This window comes from Streptococcus mutans, from assembly GCF_006739205.1.
GTDB lineage: Bacteria > Bacillota > Bacilli > Lactobacillales > Streptococcaceae > Streptococcus > Streptococcus mutans.
In genome coordinates this window covers 1930959-1948189 of record NZ_AP019720.1, presented here as the reverse complement: position 1 = coordinate 1948189, position 17231 = coordinate 1930959, and the positions used below count along the sequence as shown (strand labels likewise).

Here is a 17231-nt window from a genome sequence, read left to right as displayed (position 1 = left end):
CAATTAAGATTGCTCTTTTAATTTATGGTATAATAAACACAATTTTAGTGAGGTGACTTATGTCAAAAATTATTGAACTGCCAGAAGTTTTAGCCAATCAAATTGCTGCTGGAGAGGTTATTGAAAGACCAGCTAGTGTCGTAAAAGAACTAGTTGAGAATGCTATTGACGCTGATAGCAGCCAAATTACAATAGAAATTGAAGAATCAGGACTGAAAAAAATTCAAGTGACTGATAATGGTCAAGGAATAGAACAAGCGGATGTAATTATGAGCTTACGTCGTCATGCAACTAGTAAGATTAAAAAACAATCCGATCTTTTTAGAATTAGGACCTTAGGTTTTAGAGGTGAGGCCCTTCCATCAATTGCTTCTATTAGCAGACTAACATTAAAAACAGCAACAAAAGGGGAAATATATGGCACTTTATTAATCGCAAATGGAGGTAAAATTGAAAAAGAAGAAGCCATTAGTACCCCTATTGGAACCAAAGTGAGTGTTGAAAATCTTTTCTTCAATACCCCTGCTCGCCTTAAATATATGAAAAGTTTGCAGGCAGAGCTTGCTCATATTATTGATGTCATTAACCGTCTTAGCTTGGCGCATCCCGAAATTGCTTTCACGCTTATTAATGATGGCCGTGAATTAACAAAGACGTCAGGTAAAGGCGATCTGCGTCAAGCTTTAGCGGGTATTTATGGGGTAACCACTGCTAAAAAAATGGTCGAAATTTCAAATGCAGATCTTGATTTTGAGGTATCTGGTTATATTAGTTTGCCTGAATTAACACGAGCTAATCGCAATTATATTACCATTCTTATTAATGGGCGTTATATCAAAAATTTTTTGCTCAATCGCGCTATTCTTGATGGTTATGGTTCAAAATTAATGGTGGGACGTTTTCCAATTGCTGTTATTGATATTCAGATTGACCCTTATTTAGCAGATGTTAATGTTCATCCAACTAAGCAGGAAGTTCGCATTTCTAAAGAAAAAGAGTTAATGAATCTCATTAGTTCGGCAATTGCAGATAGTTTAAGAGAACAAGAGTTAATTCCTGATGCTTTGGAAAATCTTGCTAAAACTAGCACAAACAAGAAACAAAAGTTTGAACAAACACAACTTCCTCTTAAACAATCAAATCTTTACTATGATAAGACTCAAAATGACTTCTTTCTCAAAGAAACGACAGTTTCAGAAGCATCAAGCGAGTTTACAGTAGTTGATAAAGCTGTAAATATTACTGATAATGTATCAGGACATAGCAGTGTAAAATATGCTCAACGTCAAATGAGAACTTGTGAAAACAAAGAGCATCCAAGTCTTACTATGACAAATAAGCAACAAAAGCGACAGCTTAGTAGAATTGTTGAAAGTCTAGAAAATGAAGAAAAGTCAACTTTTCCTGAGTTAGAATATTTTGGTCAAATGCATGGAACTTACCTCTTTGCTCAAGGTGAAGGGGGGCTTTATATCATAGATCAACATGCTGCTCAAGAACGTGTTAAATATGAATATTATCGTGATAAAATTGGAGAAGTAGACAATAGTTTACAGCAGCTTTTAGTACCTTATCTTTTTGAATTTCCTGCTAATGATTTTATGACCTTACAAGAAAAAATGAGCATTTTAAATGAGGTTGGAGTTCACTTAGAAAACTATGGAGAGAATACTTTCATTTTGAGAGAACATCCTATTTGGTTACAGGAAAAAGAAATTGAATCAGCCGTTTATGAGATGTGTGACATGTTGCTGTTGACAAATGAAGTCTCCATTAAGAAATATCGAGCGGAATTAGCTATTATGATGTCTTGCAAGCGTTCTATCAAGGCTAATCATACTTTGGATGATTATTCTGCCAGAAATCTCTTAATTCAATTATCACAGTGCAAAAATCCTTACAACTGTCCTCATGGACGTCCTGTGCTTGTGAATTTCACAAAAGCTGATATGGAAAAGATGTTTCGTCGCATTCAGGAAAACCATACTAGTTTGAGAGAATTAGGGAAATACTGAGATAAAGCTAGATTACTTATTTATGCTGTAAAGAATATGTCAATATATTGTAAACTTTTTTGGGGGTAAGTAAATGGCAAGTTCTTTTTACTTATTAGTAGATCAGCAAGTCAATATTTGTAACTGATTTTTCCTTTCGTATTAATTTGTGCTATACTATTATGCAATAAAGGGAGAAATGATGTACGATTATATTAAAGGTAATTTAACCAAAATTACAGCTAAATATATTGTTTTAGAAGCTGGCGGTTTGGGTTATGTAATTAATGTTGCCAATCCTTATAGTTTTTCTAATCAGATAAATCAAGCTATTCAAATTTATATTCACCATGTTGTCCGTGAAGATGCCCATCTTCTTTATGGTTTTCATACTGAGGATGAAAAGGCGGTTTTTCTTAATCTTATCTCTGTTTCAGGAATCGGTCCAACTTCAGCATTAGCTATTATTGCGGCTGATGATAATGAAGGTTTGGTTAAAGCTATTGACCACAGTGATGTAAACTATTTGATGAAATTCCCTAAAATTGGGAAGAAAACAGCTCAACAAATGGTGCTTGATTTAGCAGGTAAATTTGTAGATATTAATGAAGTCTCAACTGATAAAAGCAAAGTGAGCACTATTAATAATAATCAAGAACTTGAAGAGGCGGTTGAAGCACTTTTGGCTCTTGGTTACAAAACAAATGAACTTAAGAAGATAGAAAAATTTTTTGAAGGAACGACTGATACGGCAGAAAATTATATTAAATCTGCTCTAAAAATGTTGATGAAATAGTAGTTTTAGAGTATCTGTATCAATCTGCTCGTTTGAGAATAGATAATTTATAAAAACTCTATGTATATGAAGGGAATAATAATGGAGCGTTGCAGTTGGGTAAAAGAAAGCAATCCTTTGTATGTTGTTTATCATGATGAGGAATGGGGGAAGCCATTGCATGATGAGCAAAGATTATTCGAATTACTGTGTTTAGAAACTTATCAAGCTGGACTTTCTTGGGAAACTATTCTCAACAAACGTGAGGCTTTTAAATCTGTTTTTCATCATTATGAAATTGATAAAGTAGCTGCTATGTCTGATGAAGCATTGGAAGAGATTTTAAAAAATCCGAAGGTTGTTCGTAATCGCAGAAAAGTTTATGCAACACGTCATAACGCACAGGCGTTTTTAGCTATACAGAAAACATTTGGAAGTTTTGATCATTATCTTTGGTCTTGGGTGAACTTTACACCAATTGACAATTTTGTCAAGAACTGTCAAAGTATACCTGCTCAAACGAATTTATCAGCAAGGCTTGCTAAGGATTTAAAAAAGAAGGGCTTTAAATTTGTTGGTCCTGTTTGCATTTATTCTTATTTACAGGCAGCAGGTTTAATTAATGATCACGAAGTTGATTGTGATTTTAACCCTAAAAAATAAGACATTTTCACTAAGAGGCTTAACTAGCTCAATTTATTTGACAAACCAGTTCTGCTGTCCATTATTTGAAAACCCCTCTAAAAAATTTAGAGGGATTTGTGCTATAATATGGTCAATCTTTTACGAATATAATATTGAGGAGGTTAGAATGAAATCTGAGATCATTGCTGTTGGAACAGAAATTTTAACAGGACAAATTGTTAATACTAATAGTCAATTTTTATCAGAAAAATTCGCAGAATTAGGAATTGATGTTTATTTTCAAACAGCAGTTGGTGATAATGAAGAACGCCTTTTATCTGTTTTGAAAATTGCAAAGGAACGTAGTGATTTAATTGTACTTTGCGGTGGTTTGGGACCAACAGAAGATGATTTAACAAAACAAACCCTAGCAAAATTTTTGAAAAGAGAATTGGTATTTGATAAAACAGCTCAAGAACGTCTAGATGAATTTTTTGCATCACGTCCAACATCTATGCGCACACCAAATAATGAATGTCAGGCGCAGATTATAGCAGGAAGTCAGCCTTTATCTAATAAAACAGGCTTAGCAGTTGGGGGGCTTTTGGAGGCAGATGGAGTGACTTATGTTGTATTACCTGGTCCGCCTAGCGAATTGAAGCCTATGGTTAACAAAGAGTTACTCCCTTATTTATCAAAAACTTCTAAGAAGCTTTATTCTCGTGTGTTACGCTTTTTTGGTATTGGTGAGAGTCATCTAGTGACCTTGTTGCATGACTTAATAGCGGAGCAAACAGATCCCACAATTGCTCCTTATGCTAAGACAGGCGAGGTAACAATACGTTTATCAACAAAAGCCCATAGGCAGAAAGAAGCAGATAGTAAGTTAGATAAGTTGGAAAAGAAAATTGTAACTATTGATAACTTGGCTGATTATTTTTATGGTTATGGTGAAGAAAATTCATTACCACAGGTTGTATTTGATCTGCTTAAGGAAAAGGGTAAAACGATTACAGCAGCTGAAAGTTTAACAGCAGGCCTTTTTCAGGCAAGATTAGCAGATTTTGCAGGAGCATCTGATATCTTTAAGGGAGGTTTTATAACTTACAGTATAGAAGAGAAGGCTAGAATGCTAGGTATTCCCTTTGAAGATCTCCAACTTCATGGGGTTGTTAGTGCTTTTACTGCTGAAAAGATGGCAGAGCGCTCCCGCCAGCTGACTCAAGCAGATTTGGCTATTTCTTTAACAGGAGTTGCAGGTCCGGATAGCTTAGAAGGTCAGCCGGCAGGGACAGTTTTTATCGGTTTGTCAAGTTCCAAAAGAACAATGGCAATCAAAGTGTTAATTGGCGGACGCAGTCGGTCTGATGTGCGTTATATCGCTGTTTTACATGCTTTTAATTTAGTACGTCAAACTTTATTATCTCATAAAAATTTAGTATAATGAAAAGACGGCTTTAAAACATAGAATAGGAGAAAAAGATTGGCCAAAAGAATAAAAAAGACAGAAGAAATAACGAAAAAATTTGGTGATGAGCGTAAGAAAGCTCTTGATGATGCTTTGAAAAACATCGAAAAAGATTTTGGTAAAGGTGCAGTTATGCGTCTGGGTGAACGCGCTGAACAAAAGGTTCAGGTGATGAGTTCAGGAAGTCTGGCTCTTGATATTGCTCTTGGGGCAGGCGGTTATCCAAAAGGGCGTATCGTTGAGATTTACGGGCCAGAATCTTCTGGTAAGACAACTGTCGCTCTTCATGCTGTTGCTCAGGCGCAAAAAGATGGCGGTATTGCCGCTTTCATTGATGCAGAACATGCCCTTGATCCAGCCTATGCTGCTGCTCTTGGCGTTAATATTGATGAGCTTTTGCTTTCACAACCAGATTCAGGAGAACAGGGTCTTGAAATTGCAGGGAAATTGATTGATTCTGGCGCTGTTGATTTAGTTGTTGTTGACTCAGTGGCAGCTTTAGTACCACGTGCGGAGATTGACGGAGATATTGGTGATAGTCATGTTGGCTTACAAGCACGCATGATGAGTCAAGCGATGCGTAAATTATCAGCTTCAATCAATAAAACAAAAACCATTGCCATTTTTATTAATCAATTGCGGGAAAAAGTTGGTATTATGTTTGGTAATCCAGAAACAACCCCTGGCGGGCGTGCCTTGAAGTTTTATTCTTCTGTGCGTCTTGATGTCCGTGGCAATACTCAAATTAAAGGAACCGGGGAACAAAAAGACAGCAATATTGGTAAAGAGACCAAAATTAAAGTTGTTAAAAATAAAGTTGCTCCACCATTTAAGGAAGCTTTTGTAGAAATTATATATGGTGAAGGCATTTCTCGTACAGGTGAATTAGTTAAGATTGCCAGTGATTTGGGAATTATCCAAAAAGCTGGAGCTTGGTACTCTTATAATGGTGAAAAAATTGGGCAAGGTTCTGAAAATGCTAAAAAATTCCTAGCTGATAATCCAGAAATTTTTGATGACATCGATCATAAAGTGCGTGTTCAATATGGTTTAATTGAGGAAGATAATACTGAAGAAAAACAGTCTTCTAAAGAAAAAGAAACTGATGAGAAAGCTGACAAAAACCTTGTTTTAGAGCTGGATGATACAATTGAGCTTGAAGATTAAATAAAAATAGGTCCCAAGACCGACTCTTTATTTAATAAGCTATGCTAAGATAATATTATCCTGTAAGGAAAGAGAGATTTAAACATGATTAAAATTTATACAATTTCAAGCTGTACAAGCTGTAAGAAAGCGAAAACATGGCTTAATGCTCATCAACTCCCTTATAAAGAACAAAACTTAGCAAAAGATCCTTTAAGTAAAGAAGAAATTTTAAATATCCTTTCAAAAACAGAAAATGGAATTGAAAGCATTGTATCCTCTAAAAACCGCTATGCTAAGGCTCTCCATTGCAATATTGATGACTTGAGTGTCAATGAAGTTATTGATCTCATTCAAGAAAATCCGCGAATTTTAAAAAGTCCGATTTTAATTGATGACAAGCGTCTTCAGATAGGTTATAAGGAAGATGATATTCGAGCTTTTTTACCGCGTTCTATTCGTAATGTTGAAAACACAGCAGCTCGTTTACGGGCAGCTTTATAAGAATGTTCGAAGTAATGAAAAGTCATTTTATTAACATCAAATATTTCGTTCGAAAAACTCTAAGGATATTGCCATGTTCCCCAATCGTTGTTAGATAACTAAATCGGCAATTAGGGAATATGGTAATTTTATTGTTGTCGCGTTTTGAGATGTTATGTGATGACTAGAAGTTTATCTTGTGATTAAGTTTTTCACTTCTTGCTTAATTTTCCTTTAATATGCTATACTGAATAATAAGGAGAATAAGAATATGAAAAGAAGTGATAAGACAAAGATAGAAAAAAGGTTGGCTCCCTTTTGGCTATATTTTAAACTTATAACAGCATTAGGACTGATAGTCTCTTTGATTGTGCTTTATTTGCATTCGTCTCAATGGTTGTTCATTGTTCCCATTGCTTATTTGTTTGGTCTTTTACTGTTGCTCTCACGAACAAAATTAGAGGGTTGGCCCTTGGTCTTACTCAGCTTTGTTAGATATGTTATTATCTTTTTTACTTTTACTTATGGTGCTTTTGTTATTCTAGATGTTAAACAAGGCGTTGGTATAAAGGAAGCATTAACGGCTCCTTATCGTCTGTCTCTTCTCGTTTTTGAACCTACGATGCCTTTTTCAGGTATTTTAGTTGGAATAGTTATACTTTTGTTCTTTCTTTTTGCTTATAGAAAAAGAAAGTAACTTAAGCTTGTACTATAACTATAGTATGATGTTGAAAGGGGCTTGTCAGTCTGATACGCAGACTCCTTAGCTTATTAAGTTAAGGTGAGTAATTTTTTACGATTAACACGAGAATCATTTAATCTTATGTTAAGCAGCAGAAGAGAGAGAAAAATTTTAGTTTAAGGGAAGTCAAAAAGTTTAATCACCAAATAGATAATAATCCTGATATTCACAAACTAATAATACAAATGCTAGAGAAAATTTTGTGGGACTTTTCTTTACTTAATGAGATAACTGTTTGCCATCAAACTTGCATCTGCCTAATATTAAAACTAAAACAATTCAAAGATTATATTTGATGCAGCTTCTTATTGATTTTTTGAATGTTTTTTTTATTTTCAAAATAGCAGAATAAGTAAATGAGGATATAAATAATAGAAACCAAAAGGAAAGAAAAAACGAAATATTTCCGAGTCATGTAAAACCAGTGTAAATAAGATCCGGCTAAGAGAAGTGGTAGGACAATGAATAAATAGTGAATCAAGCTTGTGGTTAGTAGACTGAGTTTTTCATTTTTAAAGAGGCTGCTAGCAAATCCTTGTAAAACGCCTAGAAGAGCAAAAATGAAAAGTTGGACTGCTGTTGCCTGTGAAACTGATGAAAAAAGTTGAACAAAACTTGGGACACCAAGTGGATTACTATTTGGGAAAAAGAAGATGGCTATGAAATAATTCATTAAAGAACCGATTCCTATACCAATAAAACTGTAAGTAATAATCTGTTTGAGTATTTTCATGATGTGCCTCCATTAAAGATTTAATTGTTCTTTGAAGCGTTTCAAACTTCGCCTAGCCACGAAACTGACTGTTCCATTTTTGAAAGTCACTTCAATGCTGCCTCGGATGGTTAAATTCAATTGTTTAATATATTTGATATTGATGATTTCACCTTGGGAGATACGAATAAAAGGTGTTCCTAATTCTTGCTCAAAAAAGTAGAGTCTTTGTTTAGCTAAATAGGTATCGGTTGGTGTTTGAATTAAGACCTGTTTGTTTTCCGTGAAAATACGAATCACTTTTTCTAGTGGGATAAACTCTAAGCATTTATTTTTGTAACCATAAACGATATTAGGTCTTTGTTGAATAAAATCAATCACCCTCTGCGTTTGTTTATCAATATGACGTGTATAGATTTGGAGTAAGGGTTCCTTAAAGTTTGAATCCTTGATAATTTTTAATTTCATCAGTTATCATCCTTTCTTGATTTTAGTATATAGAATTTTGTGGGGAGTAACCAGACTTTTTGGATAAGCGGTACTTAATTTAAGATAAGTGGTTCTTCTTCTTGTGAAAATGCTTAAAATAAGATATAATGTAACATGATATTCCCTATGAGAAAGAAGGTGTTATTATGGGATTTACAGATGAAACGGTCCGTTTTAACCTTGACGATGGTAATAAGAAGGAAATTAGCGAAACCTTGACTCATGTCTATCGTTCTTTGGAAGAAAAAGGTTATAATCCAATCAATCAAATTGTGGGTTATGTCTTAAGTGGGGATCCTGCTTATGTGCCTCGCTATAATGACGCTCGAAATCAAATTCGAAAATATGAACGTGACGAAATTGTTGAAGAATTAGTGCGTTACTATTTGCAAGGGAATGGGATTGATTTAAAATGAGAATAATAGGACTGGATGTTGGTTCCAAAACAGTTGGTGTTGCTGTTAGTGACCCACTGGGGTTTACAGCACAGGGTCTTGAAATTATTCCTATTAATGAGGCTAAAGGAGAGTTTGGCTTTGATCGTCTAGCTGATTTGGTTAAGGACTACAAGGTTGAAAAGTTTGTAGTTGGTTTACCTAAAAATATGAATAATACAAGTGGTCCGCGTGTTGAGGCTAGTCAGGCTTATGGTAAGAAAATCAAAGAACTTTTCGATTTACCTGTTGAATATCAGGATGAACGTTTGACGACTGTTCAAGCTGAACGAATGCTAGTTGAGCAGGCTGATGTTAGTCGCGGTAAGCGAAAAAAGGTTATTGATAAGTTGGCTGCTCAGCTGATTTTGCAAAATTATTTGGATCGTATGTTTTAAAAGGCTTTAAGTTATACATTATTGTAGCTTATTGTCATAATTTTGAATAACTTATTAGAATGTGCAAACAGGAGGCAACTATGTCACATAATCATGAACAAGAGCATGATCTTATCACGCTTGTTGATGAACAGGGAAATGAAACTTTGTTCGAAGTTCTTTTGACTATTGATGGTAAAGAGGAATTTGGAAAAAATTATGTTCTCTTGGTTCCAGCGGGTGCTGAAGAAGATGCTGATGGTCAAATTGAAATTCAGGCCTATTCGTTTACTGAAAATGAAGATGGAACAGAAGGGGCTCTTCAACCTATTCCAGAAGATGCTGATGCTGAATGGATTATGATCGAAGAAGTCTTTAATAGTTTTTTAGATGAAGATTGATAGAAATGTCTGATAATCAGGCTTTTTCTTTTTGCCTTATTTACGAATAAATAAATAAGGGTGATATCATGAAAACAAAAGAAAGCTTAACACAGCAAGAAAAAAAGTTTTTGAAAGACTATGACAGGAAGTCTCTGCATCATTTTAGAGATATTTTAACTTATTGCTTTATCTTGGATAAATTGACTAATAAGTAGATTTTGTTATACTTTTAATAGGACATTTCAAGGAGAATGGGTTTGGATAAAAGACAAAACAATTATCGGAGAGAAACAACTAAAAAAACAAATGCTAACACTCACTTGAGTGCTGACCAAAACGCAGTTGAAGTGAGTTCTTTACATCGTTTTTATATCGTCATGTTTAGTATTTTTGTCAGTTTTTTTAGTGTGGCCATGCCCTTTTTTACTGATTTTGGCAATGCTCTTCAATCTCAAAATCTTTATACAGGTTTTATGATGACGCAAAATCATTTGCCCTATAGTGATATTTTTTCAACAGGCGGCTTTCTTTACTACGCGGTAATTGCACTTAGTTATCTTTTAGGAGGTAGTATTTGGCTGGTTTTAGTCCAGTTTGCTAGTTTTTACTTTTCGGGTATCTATCTTTATAAGATTGTTTATCATATGACTGGCAAAGAAGAGGTGACGATTAATACTATATTGCTCTTTTATTTGGCTAATTTTGCTCTGGGTTTTGGAGGGCTGTATCCTGTTCAATTTGCTATGCCTTTTGTGTTCTTGTCCCTTTGGTTTTTAACCAAATATTTTGTAGGTTTGACAAGAGATGAAGGATTTATTATTTATGGCTTGACAGGAGCATTAGCTTATTTAATCGAACCACGGACTCTTTTCTTTTGGTTGGTGTCTTTAGTAATTATCTGTATCTATAATGTGAAGCATCATCAGCATGCTCGTGGATTCTATCAGTTTCTTTGTATTGTTTTTGGTGGTATCCTAGTATTTTATATTTTGGGCTATTTTGTTTTAAATATGCAAATTCTGTCATCCTATATCGCTCAAGCTGGAACTTACTACTTTACTCATTTTGCTCTTGGGAAAGATGATATTTTACTGACAATTCTCTTTCAAATTTTTATTCTCTTTGCTTCAGGTTTACTGATGGGTGCTTTAACTTTTTTCAATCATATCAAGCGTGAAAATGATCGCGATGACTTGATTAAATCTATTGTCTTTTTAAGTTTTGTTTTTAGTTTGATTTTTATTTTATTATCACAGAGTTTTGCAACCTATCAATTTTTGCTGCTTTTACCTTTTGGTCTTGTCTTGACTGGTCTTTATCTTGATGATGAATATAAGGAATCTTTAAAGCGTAAATCACGTCGGCGAAAACAACATAGACGTCTATCGCATAAAGTTTTTGATCTTTTTTTACTTAGGCATTTCTACCTTCCTTGTCTTTTATTTGCTTATGGTTTAGCTCAGCCTAGTATTCACTACATTTTTTCTTATCATTTAAATCAGGAACGTGCTCAAATTGCTGATTATATTAGAGAAAATACAGATGAAAAAACAAGAATTTATGCATGGGATTCCAGTGCAAAAATTTACTTTGACGCTAGTCGGCGCTCTAGTGCACAATTCCCTTTGCCAATGGTTAATACGGCTAAACAATCAAATCGTAAAGCATTAGAAGATGAGCTTTTACAAAATGAAGCTACTTATGTTGCTGTTAATGAGAAATCGAAGCAATTCCCATCGGTTTTAAAACAGAATTTTTCAAATAATTATAAAGTTGTTTCCTTAAAGAATAGTTCAGATTTTACAGTTTATCAGAGAAAATAGGTTTTATATCAATATATTGTGTCTAAATTTTTTTTTACCACAATATATTGATTTTTTTCTTTCTTGTGTTATAATAGCTTCTGTAAGGAGAAAGACGTATGATTGCACTTGAGAAAGAAAATATTTTTGTAAAACCAGATGTCATCGTGATTAAACGTGATGGACGTCACGTTGCTTTTGATAAGGATAAAATTTATCAGGCTATTGTCAGGGCAAGTAATCAAGTGACAGAATTAACACCTTTTATTGAAGCAAAATTATCAGGTATTGCTGATCGTGTTGTCGCTGAGATTTATGAACGTTTTACTGAAAATATTAAAATTTATGAAATTCAAAATATTGTAGAGCATGAGCTGCTGCAGGCTGGAGAGTACGTTATCGCTCAGGAATATATTAATTACCGTGCGAAACGTGATTTTGAGCGTTCTCAGGCAACGGATATCAACTTTACCATTGATAAATTAATTAACAAGGATCAAGCTGTTGTTAACGAGAACGCCAACAAAGACAGTGATGTTTTCAATACACAGCGTGATTTAACAGCTGGTATTGTTGGAAAATCAATTGGGCTTAAAATGCTGCCAGAACATGTTGCCAATGCTCATCTTAAAGGAGATATTCATTTTCATGATTTGGACTACAGTCCTTATACACCAATGACTAACTGCTGCTTGATTGATTTTAAAGGTATGCTGCATTCGGGTTTTAAGATTGGTAATGCTGAGGTTGAAAGTCCTAAATCTATTCAAACAGCGACAGCTCAAATTTCACAAATTATTGCGAATGTCGCTTCCAGTCAGTATGGTGGCTGTTCAGCAGATCGTATTGATGAAACTTTAGCTCCTTATGCAGAATTAAATTATCAAAAGCATTTAAAAGATGCTGAAAAATGGGTCAGTGAAGATAAGCGTGAAGATTATGCGCGTGAAAAGACAAAAAAAGATATTTACGATGCTATGCAAAGTCTAGAGTATGAAATTAACACACTCTTCACATCAAATGGTCAAACACCTTTTACATCGCTTGGTTTTGGTCTTGGTAAGGATTGGTTTGAACGCGAGATTCAAAAAGCGATTCTTAACATCCGTATTAAAGGATTGGGCAGTGAACATCGTACCGCAATTTTTCCTAAATTAATTTTTACTTTGAAACGCGGATTGAACTTAGAACCAGAAACGCCCAACTATGATATTAAGAAACTAGCGCTTGAATGTGCTACTAAGCGTATGTATCCTGACATGCTGTCTTATGAAAAAATTATTGAATTAACAGGCTCGTTCAAGGTTCCTATGGGCTGCCGTTCTTTCCTTCAAGGATGGAAGGATGAAAATGGCGTTGAAGTTAATTCAGGTCGTATGAATCTTGGAGTTGTTACGGTTAATTTACCTCGTATTGCCCTTGAGTCAAATGGGAATATTGATAAGTTTTGGGATATCTTTAAGGAAAAAATGGCTATTGCTAAAGATGCCCTAGTTTATCGTGTTGAACGTGTCAAGGAGGCAACGCCGGCTAATGCTCCGATTCTTTATCAGTATGGAGCTTTTGGTAAGCGTCTTGGCAAGGATGATTCTGTTGATGAACTTTTTAAAGAACGTCGCGCCACTGTTTCACTTGGATATATTGGACTTTATGAAGTAGCGACAGTCTTCTATGGCGGTAACTGGGAATCAAATCCTGTTGCTAAGGATTTTACCATTGATATTGTTCGTCAAATGAAGGATCTTTGTGGCAAGTGGTCAAATGAATACGATTATCATTTTTCGGTTTATTCAACACCATCTGAAAGTTTAACGGATCGTTTCTGCCGTTTGGATACTGAAAAGTTTGGTATCATCAAAGATATCACTGATAAAGAATATTATACGAATTCTTTCCACTATGATGTTCGCAAAAATCCAACACCGTTTGAAAAGTTAGATTTTGAAAAAGACTATCCGGATGCAGGTGCCACAGGTGGTTTCATTCATTACTGTGAATACCCTGTTCTTCAACAAAATCCAAAAGCACTTGAAGCGGTGTGGGATTATGCTTATGATCGTGTCGGTTATCTGGGAACAAATACACCAATTGATCATTGCTATAAGTGTGATTTTGAAGGCGATTTTACACCGACAGAACGTGGTTTTATGTGCCCAAATTGTGGCAATACAGACCCTAAAACTGCTGATGTTGTTAAGAGAACGTGTGGTTATCTTGGCAACCCACAGGCTCGTCCAATGGTGAATGGCCGCCATAAGGAAATCTCAGCACGTGTCAAACACATGAATGGTTCAACCATTAAAAATCCGGGGCACAAGGCATAGGTTGTCCTAAAGGGAATAACATTATCTTTTGAAGCAAAGTCCGGTTGCATTTCAACTGGACTTTTATCTCACTTTCGTTTTTCAGAAGGGTAACCATGGGAAAATATCAATTAGATTATAAAGGAATGCAGCAAGTAGAAAGATTTCATGAGAAGCATTCGAATGTTAAGGATGATAAAAAAGCACGTGTGCAGGCTTTGTTGAAAAAAGTTAGAAAGAAAAAATAGATTTTTCAGCATAAAGAATTGAAGGGGATTCTTATGTTAAAATTACGTAGACCGACTTTAGGAGATAAAGAAGCCATTTTGGATATGATGGTAGAGTTTGAACAATTGCAAACAGCTCATGACGGTGGCTTTTGGGGAAAAACTGACTGTGATTGTTTTGATTATGATCAATGGCTGCAAAACAACCTAGATAAGGAGATGGGACTTAAACTGCCTAAAAATTTTGTACCTGCGATTCAATTCGTGTCATTTGATGATAGTGGCAGGGCAATAGGTTTTTTACATATTCGTTTGCGTCTCAACAATTTTTTAGTTAGTTGCGGTGGTCACATTGGTTATTCTATTCGTCCATCGGCGCGTGGTAAAGGCTATGCTAAAGAGCAGTTGCGCTTGGGCTTATTGGAAGCTAAAGCTAAGAATATTAAAAAAGTACTGATCACCTGTCATAATGATAATGCAGCTAGTCGGGCGGTTATTTTGGCTAATGGTGGTGTTTTAGAAGATATCAGAAATCAGATAGAGCGCTATTGGATAGATTTGGAGGGGAAGGATGACTTGGAACACACCGAAACCAGGAGAGTGGAAGAGTGAAGAACTAAGTAAGGGACGTATTATTGATTATAAGGCCTTTAATTTTGTTGATGGAGAAGGCGTGCGTAATTCTCTTTATGTAGCAGGTTGCATGTTTCATTGTGAAGGCTGTTATAATGTTGCAACTTGGTCTTTTGATGCAGGAATTCCTTATACACAGGAATTGGAAGAACAGATTATGGAAGATTTAGCACAGCCTTATGTTCAAGGTTTAACGCTTTTAGGCGGAGAACCCTTTTTGAATACGGGTATTCTTTTGCCTTTACTAAAAAGGATTCGTAAAGAGCTTCCGGAGAAAGATATTTGGTCTTGGACAGGCTATACTTGGGAAGAATTAATGCTGGAAACTCCTGATAAATTAGAAATGCTTAATTTGCTTGATATTTTGGTGGATGGACGTTTTGATAAATCCAAGAAAAATCTAATGCTGCAATTCCGAGGTTCTTCCAATCAACGTATCATTGATGTGCCAAAATCGCTAGCTTCAGGTCAAGTTGTGATTTGGGATAAACTCAATGATGGCAAACAAACCTATGAACAAATTGACAGAGATGGACTGATATAGAAAGAAAAAATCCTCCTAAACTTTGATCAAAGGAGTTGCAGTTTAGAAGGGCTTATTTTGTTTATATGATGATAGAATTTAACATTCATTTACTCTGCTTTATAAAAATCAATTTTAAGGGTTCCGATAGGTTATCCTGGTAGCTAAAACCGTTAAAACTGATTGTTTTCAGCTCATCTACCGTTTTTGTTTGTTGTTGAATGACCTGTGTTAAAAAGGCTCCGCGTGCTTTTTTGGAAATAGTGGAATGAGATTTTAACTGACCGTTTTGATTTTCCAAAAATCTAAGAGTTATCAATTGATTTCGTAATTTTGGTGAAAAAACAGCTTCAAATTCACTAGATAACAGTGACACAATACTAGGATTGTCCAAAACAAAGTTATCATAAGTTTTGCGCCAGTAGTTCTTTAGAGATTCTCCCTTGATTTTTACTTTAGTATTGAAGTCAAGGCGATGGGGAACAATGGGTTTCAGGGCAGGAATAATACCATAAAGCGCTGATGTGATAAAAACTTTCTCTTTAAGAAAGGCTTTTTCTTCTACAGTCAAATGCTGGCGCTTGATATGCCGATACATGAGTCCATTAAATAAGTAGAGAGCAGGGTAGGCAAGAGCCTCCCCGTTTTTTATGTCTTGCCATTTTAGTAGTTCTGTTTGAGCTATTTGCGGACTGACCTTGTAGCTCTTTTCGAGCTCTTCAATAGATAAGGCGTTCATATGATTAACAAGAATTTGACTTTTCTGAGATAAGTGCTGGGGATAAGGCTTGTTATCCTCTTTTATTTCTTTAGCAGTGGGAATTAAAAATTTCATCATTAAACATCCTTTTAAACGGTGTGTTAAATAAAAAGTAAGAGACTAACAGCCATGATAAGCATACCAGAAATAACTCCATAGATTGCAAGGTGATGTTTACCATACTCTTCTGCTGCTGGCAGTAACTCGTCTAGAGAAATAAAGACCATAATACCAGCAACAGCAGAAAAGATAGCCCCATAGACAATATTATTCATAATAGGCATAAGGAGAAACCAGCCAATAATGGCTCCTAAAGGTTCAGCTAGACCAGATAGAAAAGAATAAGTAAAGGCTTTTTTCTTAGAACCTGTTGCCTGATAAATCGGAACGGATACGGCAATTCCCTCAGGAATATTATGAATAGCAATGGCGATGACAATTGGAATAGCAACACTGGCATCTTGTAAACCAGAAATGAAAGTCGCCAGTCCTTCTGGGAAATTATGAATCCCAATAGCAATGGCTGTCATAAGCCCCATACGCATTAGTTTAGTTGGCTTTTGGTCTTCTTCTTCAATAGTTTTAATCTCGTGGGGATTCTCTTCAGATGGAATCAATTTATCAATAATAGCAATTAAAAGCATGCCTCCAAAAAAAGCTAAAACAGTTAACCAAGAGCCACTTTTTTTATCCATGGCTTTAGTCAAAATGGTTTGAGCTGTTGGAAAAATCTCAATCATAGAAACGTAAATCATGACACCGGCGGAAAACCCCAAACTAACAGATAAAAAAGTTTTATTCGTATGTTTGGTGACAAAAGCAATTAAACTACCAATTCCGGTCGAGAGTCCAGCAAGAGCAGTAAGTATAAAGGCAGTAAATAAATGTTGAGACATCAATAATGGTTCCTTCTGATTTGTACTAATGTTTTTATTATAATATGAACACCCTTATTCATCAATGAAAATTATTGTTTGTACAAGGCTAACCTTTAAGGTGCTGACTGACAAAGAGCTAAACGTTATTAATGCTTTTTAGAAATCAAAATGATAGGTTGTTGTACTGATGATACTAGCTTTATTGACTTTATTCCTAGCTCCAAAAGTATAGGAATTTTTTTGAGCTTGCCTTATCCAATATGTCTTTAGGCAGTTGTGCCGTGAGGAGGTGAAAGCGATACACATTTCGTTGACGAACTAGTAAGGTCTTTAACCAAGTCTTCTTAGAACGTGATACAGAAAACTCAGTGTCGGCAGATTTTCTTAAGCTATTGCCTAGACTATTTTTGAGTATAAGAATGAACACGATTGTTAGCTTGTAAGTTCGTTAGTGATATTTGTTGTTTTCAAATAGTCT

Annotated in this window: 19 protein-coding genes and 1 pseudogene; 16 read left to right on the top strand and 4 right to left on the bottom strand. The window is 35.2% G+C overall.

Annotated features, from left to right (window positions below):
* The first annotated feature begins 59 nt into the window (after window positions 1-59).
* The 8 genes and pseudogenes from mutL to FNL60_RS09925 form a co-directional block, all read left to right on the top strand.
* Entirely contained in the window at window positions 60-2015 is a 1956-nt protein-coding gene (mutL, locus tag FNL60_RS09960) for a DNA mismatch repair endonuclease MutL (protein ID WP_002280015.1), read from the top strand.
* A gap of 181 nt (window positions 2016-2196) precedes the next feature.
* Window positions 2197-2790, top strand: coding sequence for a Holliday junction branch migration protein RuvA (gene ruvA, locus FNL60_RS09955; protein ID WP_002266975.1), 594 nt, complete (start codon window positions 2197-2199; stop codon window positions 2788-2790).
* Window positions 2791-2871: 81 nt separating this feature from the next.
* Complete coding sequence (locus tag FNL60_RS09950; RefSeq protein WP_002266114.1) at window positions 2872-3432, top strand: DNA-3-methyladenine glycosylase I; 561 nt, start codon at window positions 2872-2874, stop codon at window positions 3430-3432.
* Window positions 3433-3580: 148 nt separating this feature from the next.
* Window positions 3581-4837, top strand: coding sequence for a competence/damage-inducible protein A (locus tag FNL60_RS09945; protein WP_002280016.1), 1257 nt, complete (start codon window positions 3581-3583; stop codon window positions 4835-4837).
* 39 nt (window positions 4838-4876) lie between these two features.
* Window positions 4877-6028 (top strand): recombinase RecA, encoded by a 1152-nt coding sequence (recA, locus tag FNL60_RS09940; RefSeq protein ID WP_002262392.1) that lies wholly within the window; start codon window positions 4877-4879, stop codon window positions 6026-6028.
* 84 nt (window positions 6029-6112) lie between these two features.
* Window positions 6113-6511 (top strand): transcriptional regulator Spx, encoded by a 399-nt coding sequence (gene spx / locus FNL60_RS09935; RefSeq protein ID WP_002262391.1) that lies wholly within the window; start codon window positions 6113-6115, stop codon window positions 6509-6511.
* Between the two features lie 250 nt (window positions 6512-6761).
* Window positions 6762-7187, top strand: a complete 426-nt coding sequence (locus tag FNL60_RS09930) for a hypothetical protein (RefSeq protein ID WP_002271571.1) — start codon at window positions 6762-6764, stop codon at window positions 7185-7187.
* A gap of 140 nt (window positions 7188-7327) precedes the next feature.
* A pseudogene (locus FNL60_RS09925) lies at window positions 7328-7528 on the top strand (hypothetical protein); the annotation flags it as partial.
* On the opposite strand, the gene brsM reads toward FNL60_RS09925, so the two are convergent.
* Together brsM and brsR are read right to left on the bottom strand one after the other, a co-directional pair.
* Complete coding sequence (gene brsM / locus FNL60_RS09920; protein ID WP_002262388.1) at window positions 7519-7965, bottom strand: bacteriocin genes regulator BrsM; 447 nt, start codon at window positions 7963-7965, stop codon at window positions 7519-7521. The pseudogene FNL60_RS09925 and the gene brsM overlap by 10 nt on opposite strands.
* Window positions 7966-7977: 12 nt before the next feature.
* A complete protein-coding gene (gene brsR / locus FNL60_RS09915; protein WP_002280017.1) occupies window positions 7978-8412 on the bottom strand; it encodes a bacteriocin genes transcriptional regulator BrsR in 435 nt (144 codons plus the stop codon).
* A gap of 167 nt (window positions 8413-8579) precedes the next feature.
* Here brsR and FNL60_RS09910 point away from each other — a divergent pair, with 167 nt between their 5' ends.
* The 8 genes from FNL60_RS09910 to nrdG all read left to right on the top strand — a co-directional run bounded on the left by FNL60_RS09910 (window position 8580) and on the right by nrdG (window position 15136).
* The gene (locus tag FNL60_RS09910) at window positions 8580-8849 is read left to right on the top strand and encodes an IreB family regulatory phosphoprotein (protein ID WP_002262386.1); all 270 of its coding nucleotides are present in this window, start codon (window positions 8580-8582) and stop codon (window positions 8847-8849) included.
* Window positions 8846-9265: a Holliday junction resolvase RuvX gene (ruvX, locus tag FNL60_RS09905; protein WP_002262385.1), complete on the top strand. Its 420-nt coding sequence runs from the start codon at window positions 8846-8848 to the stop codon at window positions 9263-9265. Before FNL60_RS09910 ends, ruvX begins: the two co-directional genes overlap by 4 nt.
* A gap of 80 nt (window positions 9266-9345) precedes the next feature.
* Window positions 9346-9645: a DUF1292 domain-containing protein gene (locus FNL60_RS09900; protein WP_002262384.1), complete on the top strand. Its 300-nt coding sequence runs from the start codon at window positions 9346-9348 to the stop codon at window positions 9643-9645.
* A 233-nt stretch (window positions 9646-9878) separates the two neighbouring features.
* Window positions 9879-11450, top strand: coding sequence for a glycosyltransferase family protein (locus FNL60_RS09890; protein ID WP_002280018.1), 1572 nt, complete (start codon window positions 9879-9881; stop codon window positions 11448-11450).
* 98 nt (window positions 11451-11548) lie between these two features.
* On the top strand, window positions 11549-13753 hold the full coding sequence (gene nrdD, locus FNL60_RS09885; protein ID WP_002280019.1) for an anaerobic ribonucleoside-triphosphate reductase: 2205 nt from the start codon (window positions 11549-11551) through the stop codon (window positions 13751-13753).
* 95 nt (window positions 13754-13848) lie between these two features.
* On the top strand, window positions 13849-13980 hold the full coding sequence (locus FNL60_RS10585; RefSeq protein ID WP_002262380.1) for a hypothetical protein: 132 nt from the start codon (window positions 13849-13851) through the stop codon (window positions 13978-13980).
* 33 nt (window positions 13981-14013) lie between these two features.
* Window positions 14014-14571 (top strand): GNAT family N-acetyltransferase, encoded by a 558-nt coding sequence (locus FNL60_RS09875; RefSeq protein ID WP_002262379.1) that lies wholly within the window; start codon window positions 14014-14016, stop codon window positions 14569-14571.
* A complete protein-coding gene (gene nrdG, locus FNL60_RS09870; RefSeq protein ID WP_002262378.1) occupies window positions 14531-15136 on the top strand; it encodes an anaerobic ribonucleoside-triphosphate reductase activating protein in 606 nt (201 codons plus the stop codon). Before FNL60_RS09875 ends, nrdG begins: the two co-directional genes overlap by 41 nt.
* Before the next feature lie 85 nt (window positions 15137-15221).
* Here the strand turns inward: nrdG and yaaA are convergent, their stop codons facing one another.
* Window positions 15222-15950: a peroxide stress protein YaaA gene (gene yaaA, locus FNL60_RS09865; RefSeq protein ID WP_002262377.1), complete on the bottom strand. Its 729-nt coding sequence runs from the start codon at window positions 15948-15950 to the stop codon at window positions 15222-15224.
* A 26-nt stretch (window positions 15951-15976) separates the two neighbouring features.
* Window positions 15977-16771, bottom strand: coding sequence for a zinc transporter ZupT (gene zupT / locus FNL60_RS09860; RefSeq protein WP_002268332.1), 795 nt, complete (start codon window positions 16769-16771; stop codon window positions 15977-15979).
* Between the last annotated feature and the right edge of the window lie 460 nt (window positions 16772-17231).

Coding starts and splice junctions, on each gene's coding strand:
- mutL (WP_002280015.1), top strand. CDS start 60: ATGTCAAAAATTATTGAACTGCCAGAAGTTTTAGCCAATCAAATTGCT.
- ruvA (WP_002266975.1), top strand. CDS start 2,197: ATGTACGATTATATTAAAGGTAATTTAACCAAAATTACAGCTAAATAT.
- FNL60_RS09950 (WP_002266114.1), top strand. CDS start 2,872: ATGGAGCGTTGCAGTTGGGTAAAAGAAAGCAATCCTTTGTATGTTGTT.
- FNL60_RS09945 (WP_002280016.1), top strand. CDS start 3,581: ATGAAATCTGAGATCATTGCTGTTGGAACAGAAATTTTAACAGGACAA.
- spx (WP_002262391.1), top strand. CDS start 6,113: ATGATTAAAATTTATACAATTTCAAGCTGTACAAGCTGTAAGAAAGCG.
- FNL60_RS09930 (WP_002271571.1), top strand. CDS start 6,762: ATGAAAAGAAGTGATAAGACAAAGATAGAAAAAAGGTTGGCTCCCTTT.
- brsM (WP_002262388.1), bottom strand. CDS start 7,965: ATGAAAATACTCAAACAGATTATTACTTACAGTTTTATTGGTATAGGA.
- brsR (WP_002280017.1), bottom strand. CDS start 8,412: ATGAAATTAAAAATTATCAAGGATTCAAACTTTAAGGAACCCTTACTC.
- FNL60_RS09910 (WP_002262386.1), top strand. CDS start 8,580: ATGGGATTTACAGATGAAACGGTCCGTTTTAACCTTGACGATGGTAAT.
- ruvX (WP_002262385.1), top strand. CDS start 8,846: ATGAGAATAATAGGACTGGATGTTGGTTCCAAAACAGTTGGTGTTGCT.
- FNL60_RS09900 (WP_002262384.1), top strand. CDS start 9,346: ATGTCACATAATCATGAACAAGAGCATGATCTTATCACGCTTGTTGAT.
- FNL60_RS09890 (WP_002280018.1), top strand. CDS start 9,879: ATGGGTTTGGATAAAAGACAAAACAATTATCGGAGAGAAACAACTAAA.
- nrdD (WP_002280019.1), top strand. CDS start 11,549: ATGATTGCACTTGAGAAAGAAAATATTTTTGTAAAACCAGATGTCATC.
- FNL60_RS10585 (WP_002262380.1), top strand. CDS start 13,849: ATGGGAAAATATCAATTAGATTATAAAGGAATGCAGCAAGTAGAAAGA.
- FNL60_RS09875 (WP_002262379.1), top strand. CDS start 14,014: ATGTTAAAATTACGTAGACCGACTTTAGGAGATAAAGAAGCCATTTTG.
- nrdG (WP_002262378.1), top strand. CDS start 14,531: ATGACTTGGAACACACCGAAACCAGGAGAGTGGAAGAGTGAAGAACTA.
- yaaA (WP_002262377.1), bottom strand. CDS start 15,950: ATGAAATTTTTAATTCCCACTGCTAAAGAAATAAAAGAGGATAACAAG.
- zupT (WP_002268332.1), bottom strand. CDS start 16,771: ATGTCTCAACATTTATTTACTGCCTTTATACTTACTGCTCTTGCTGGA.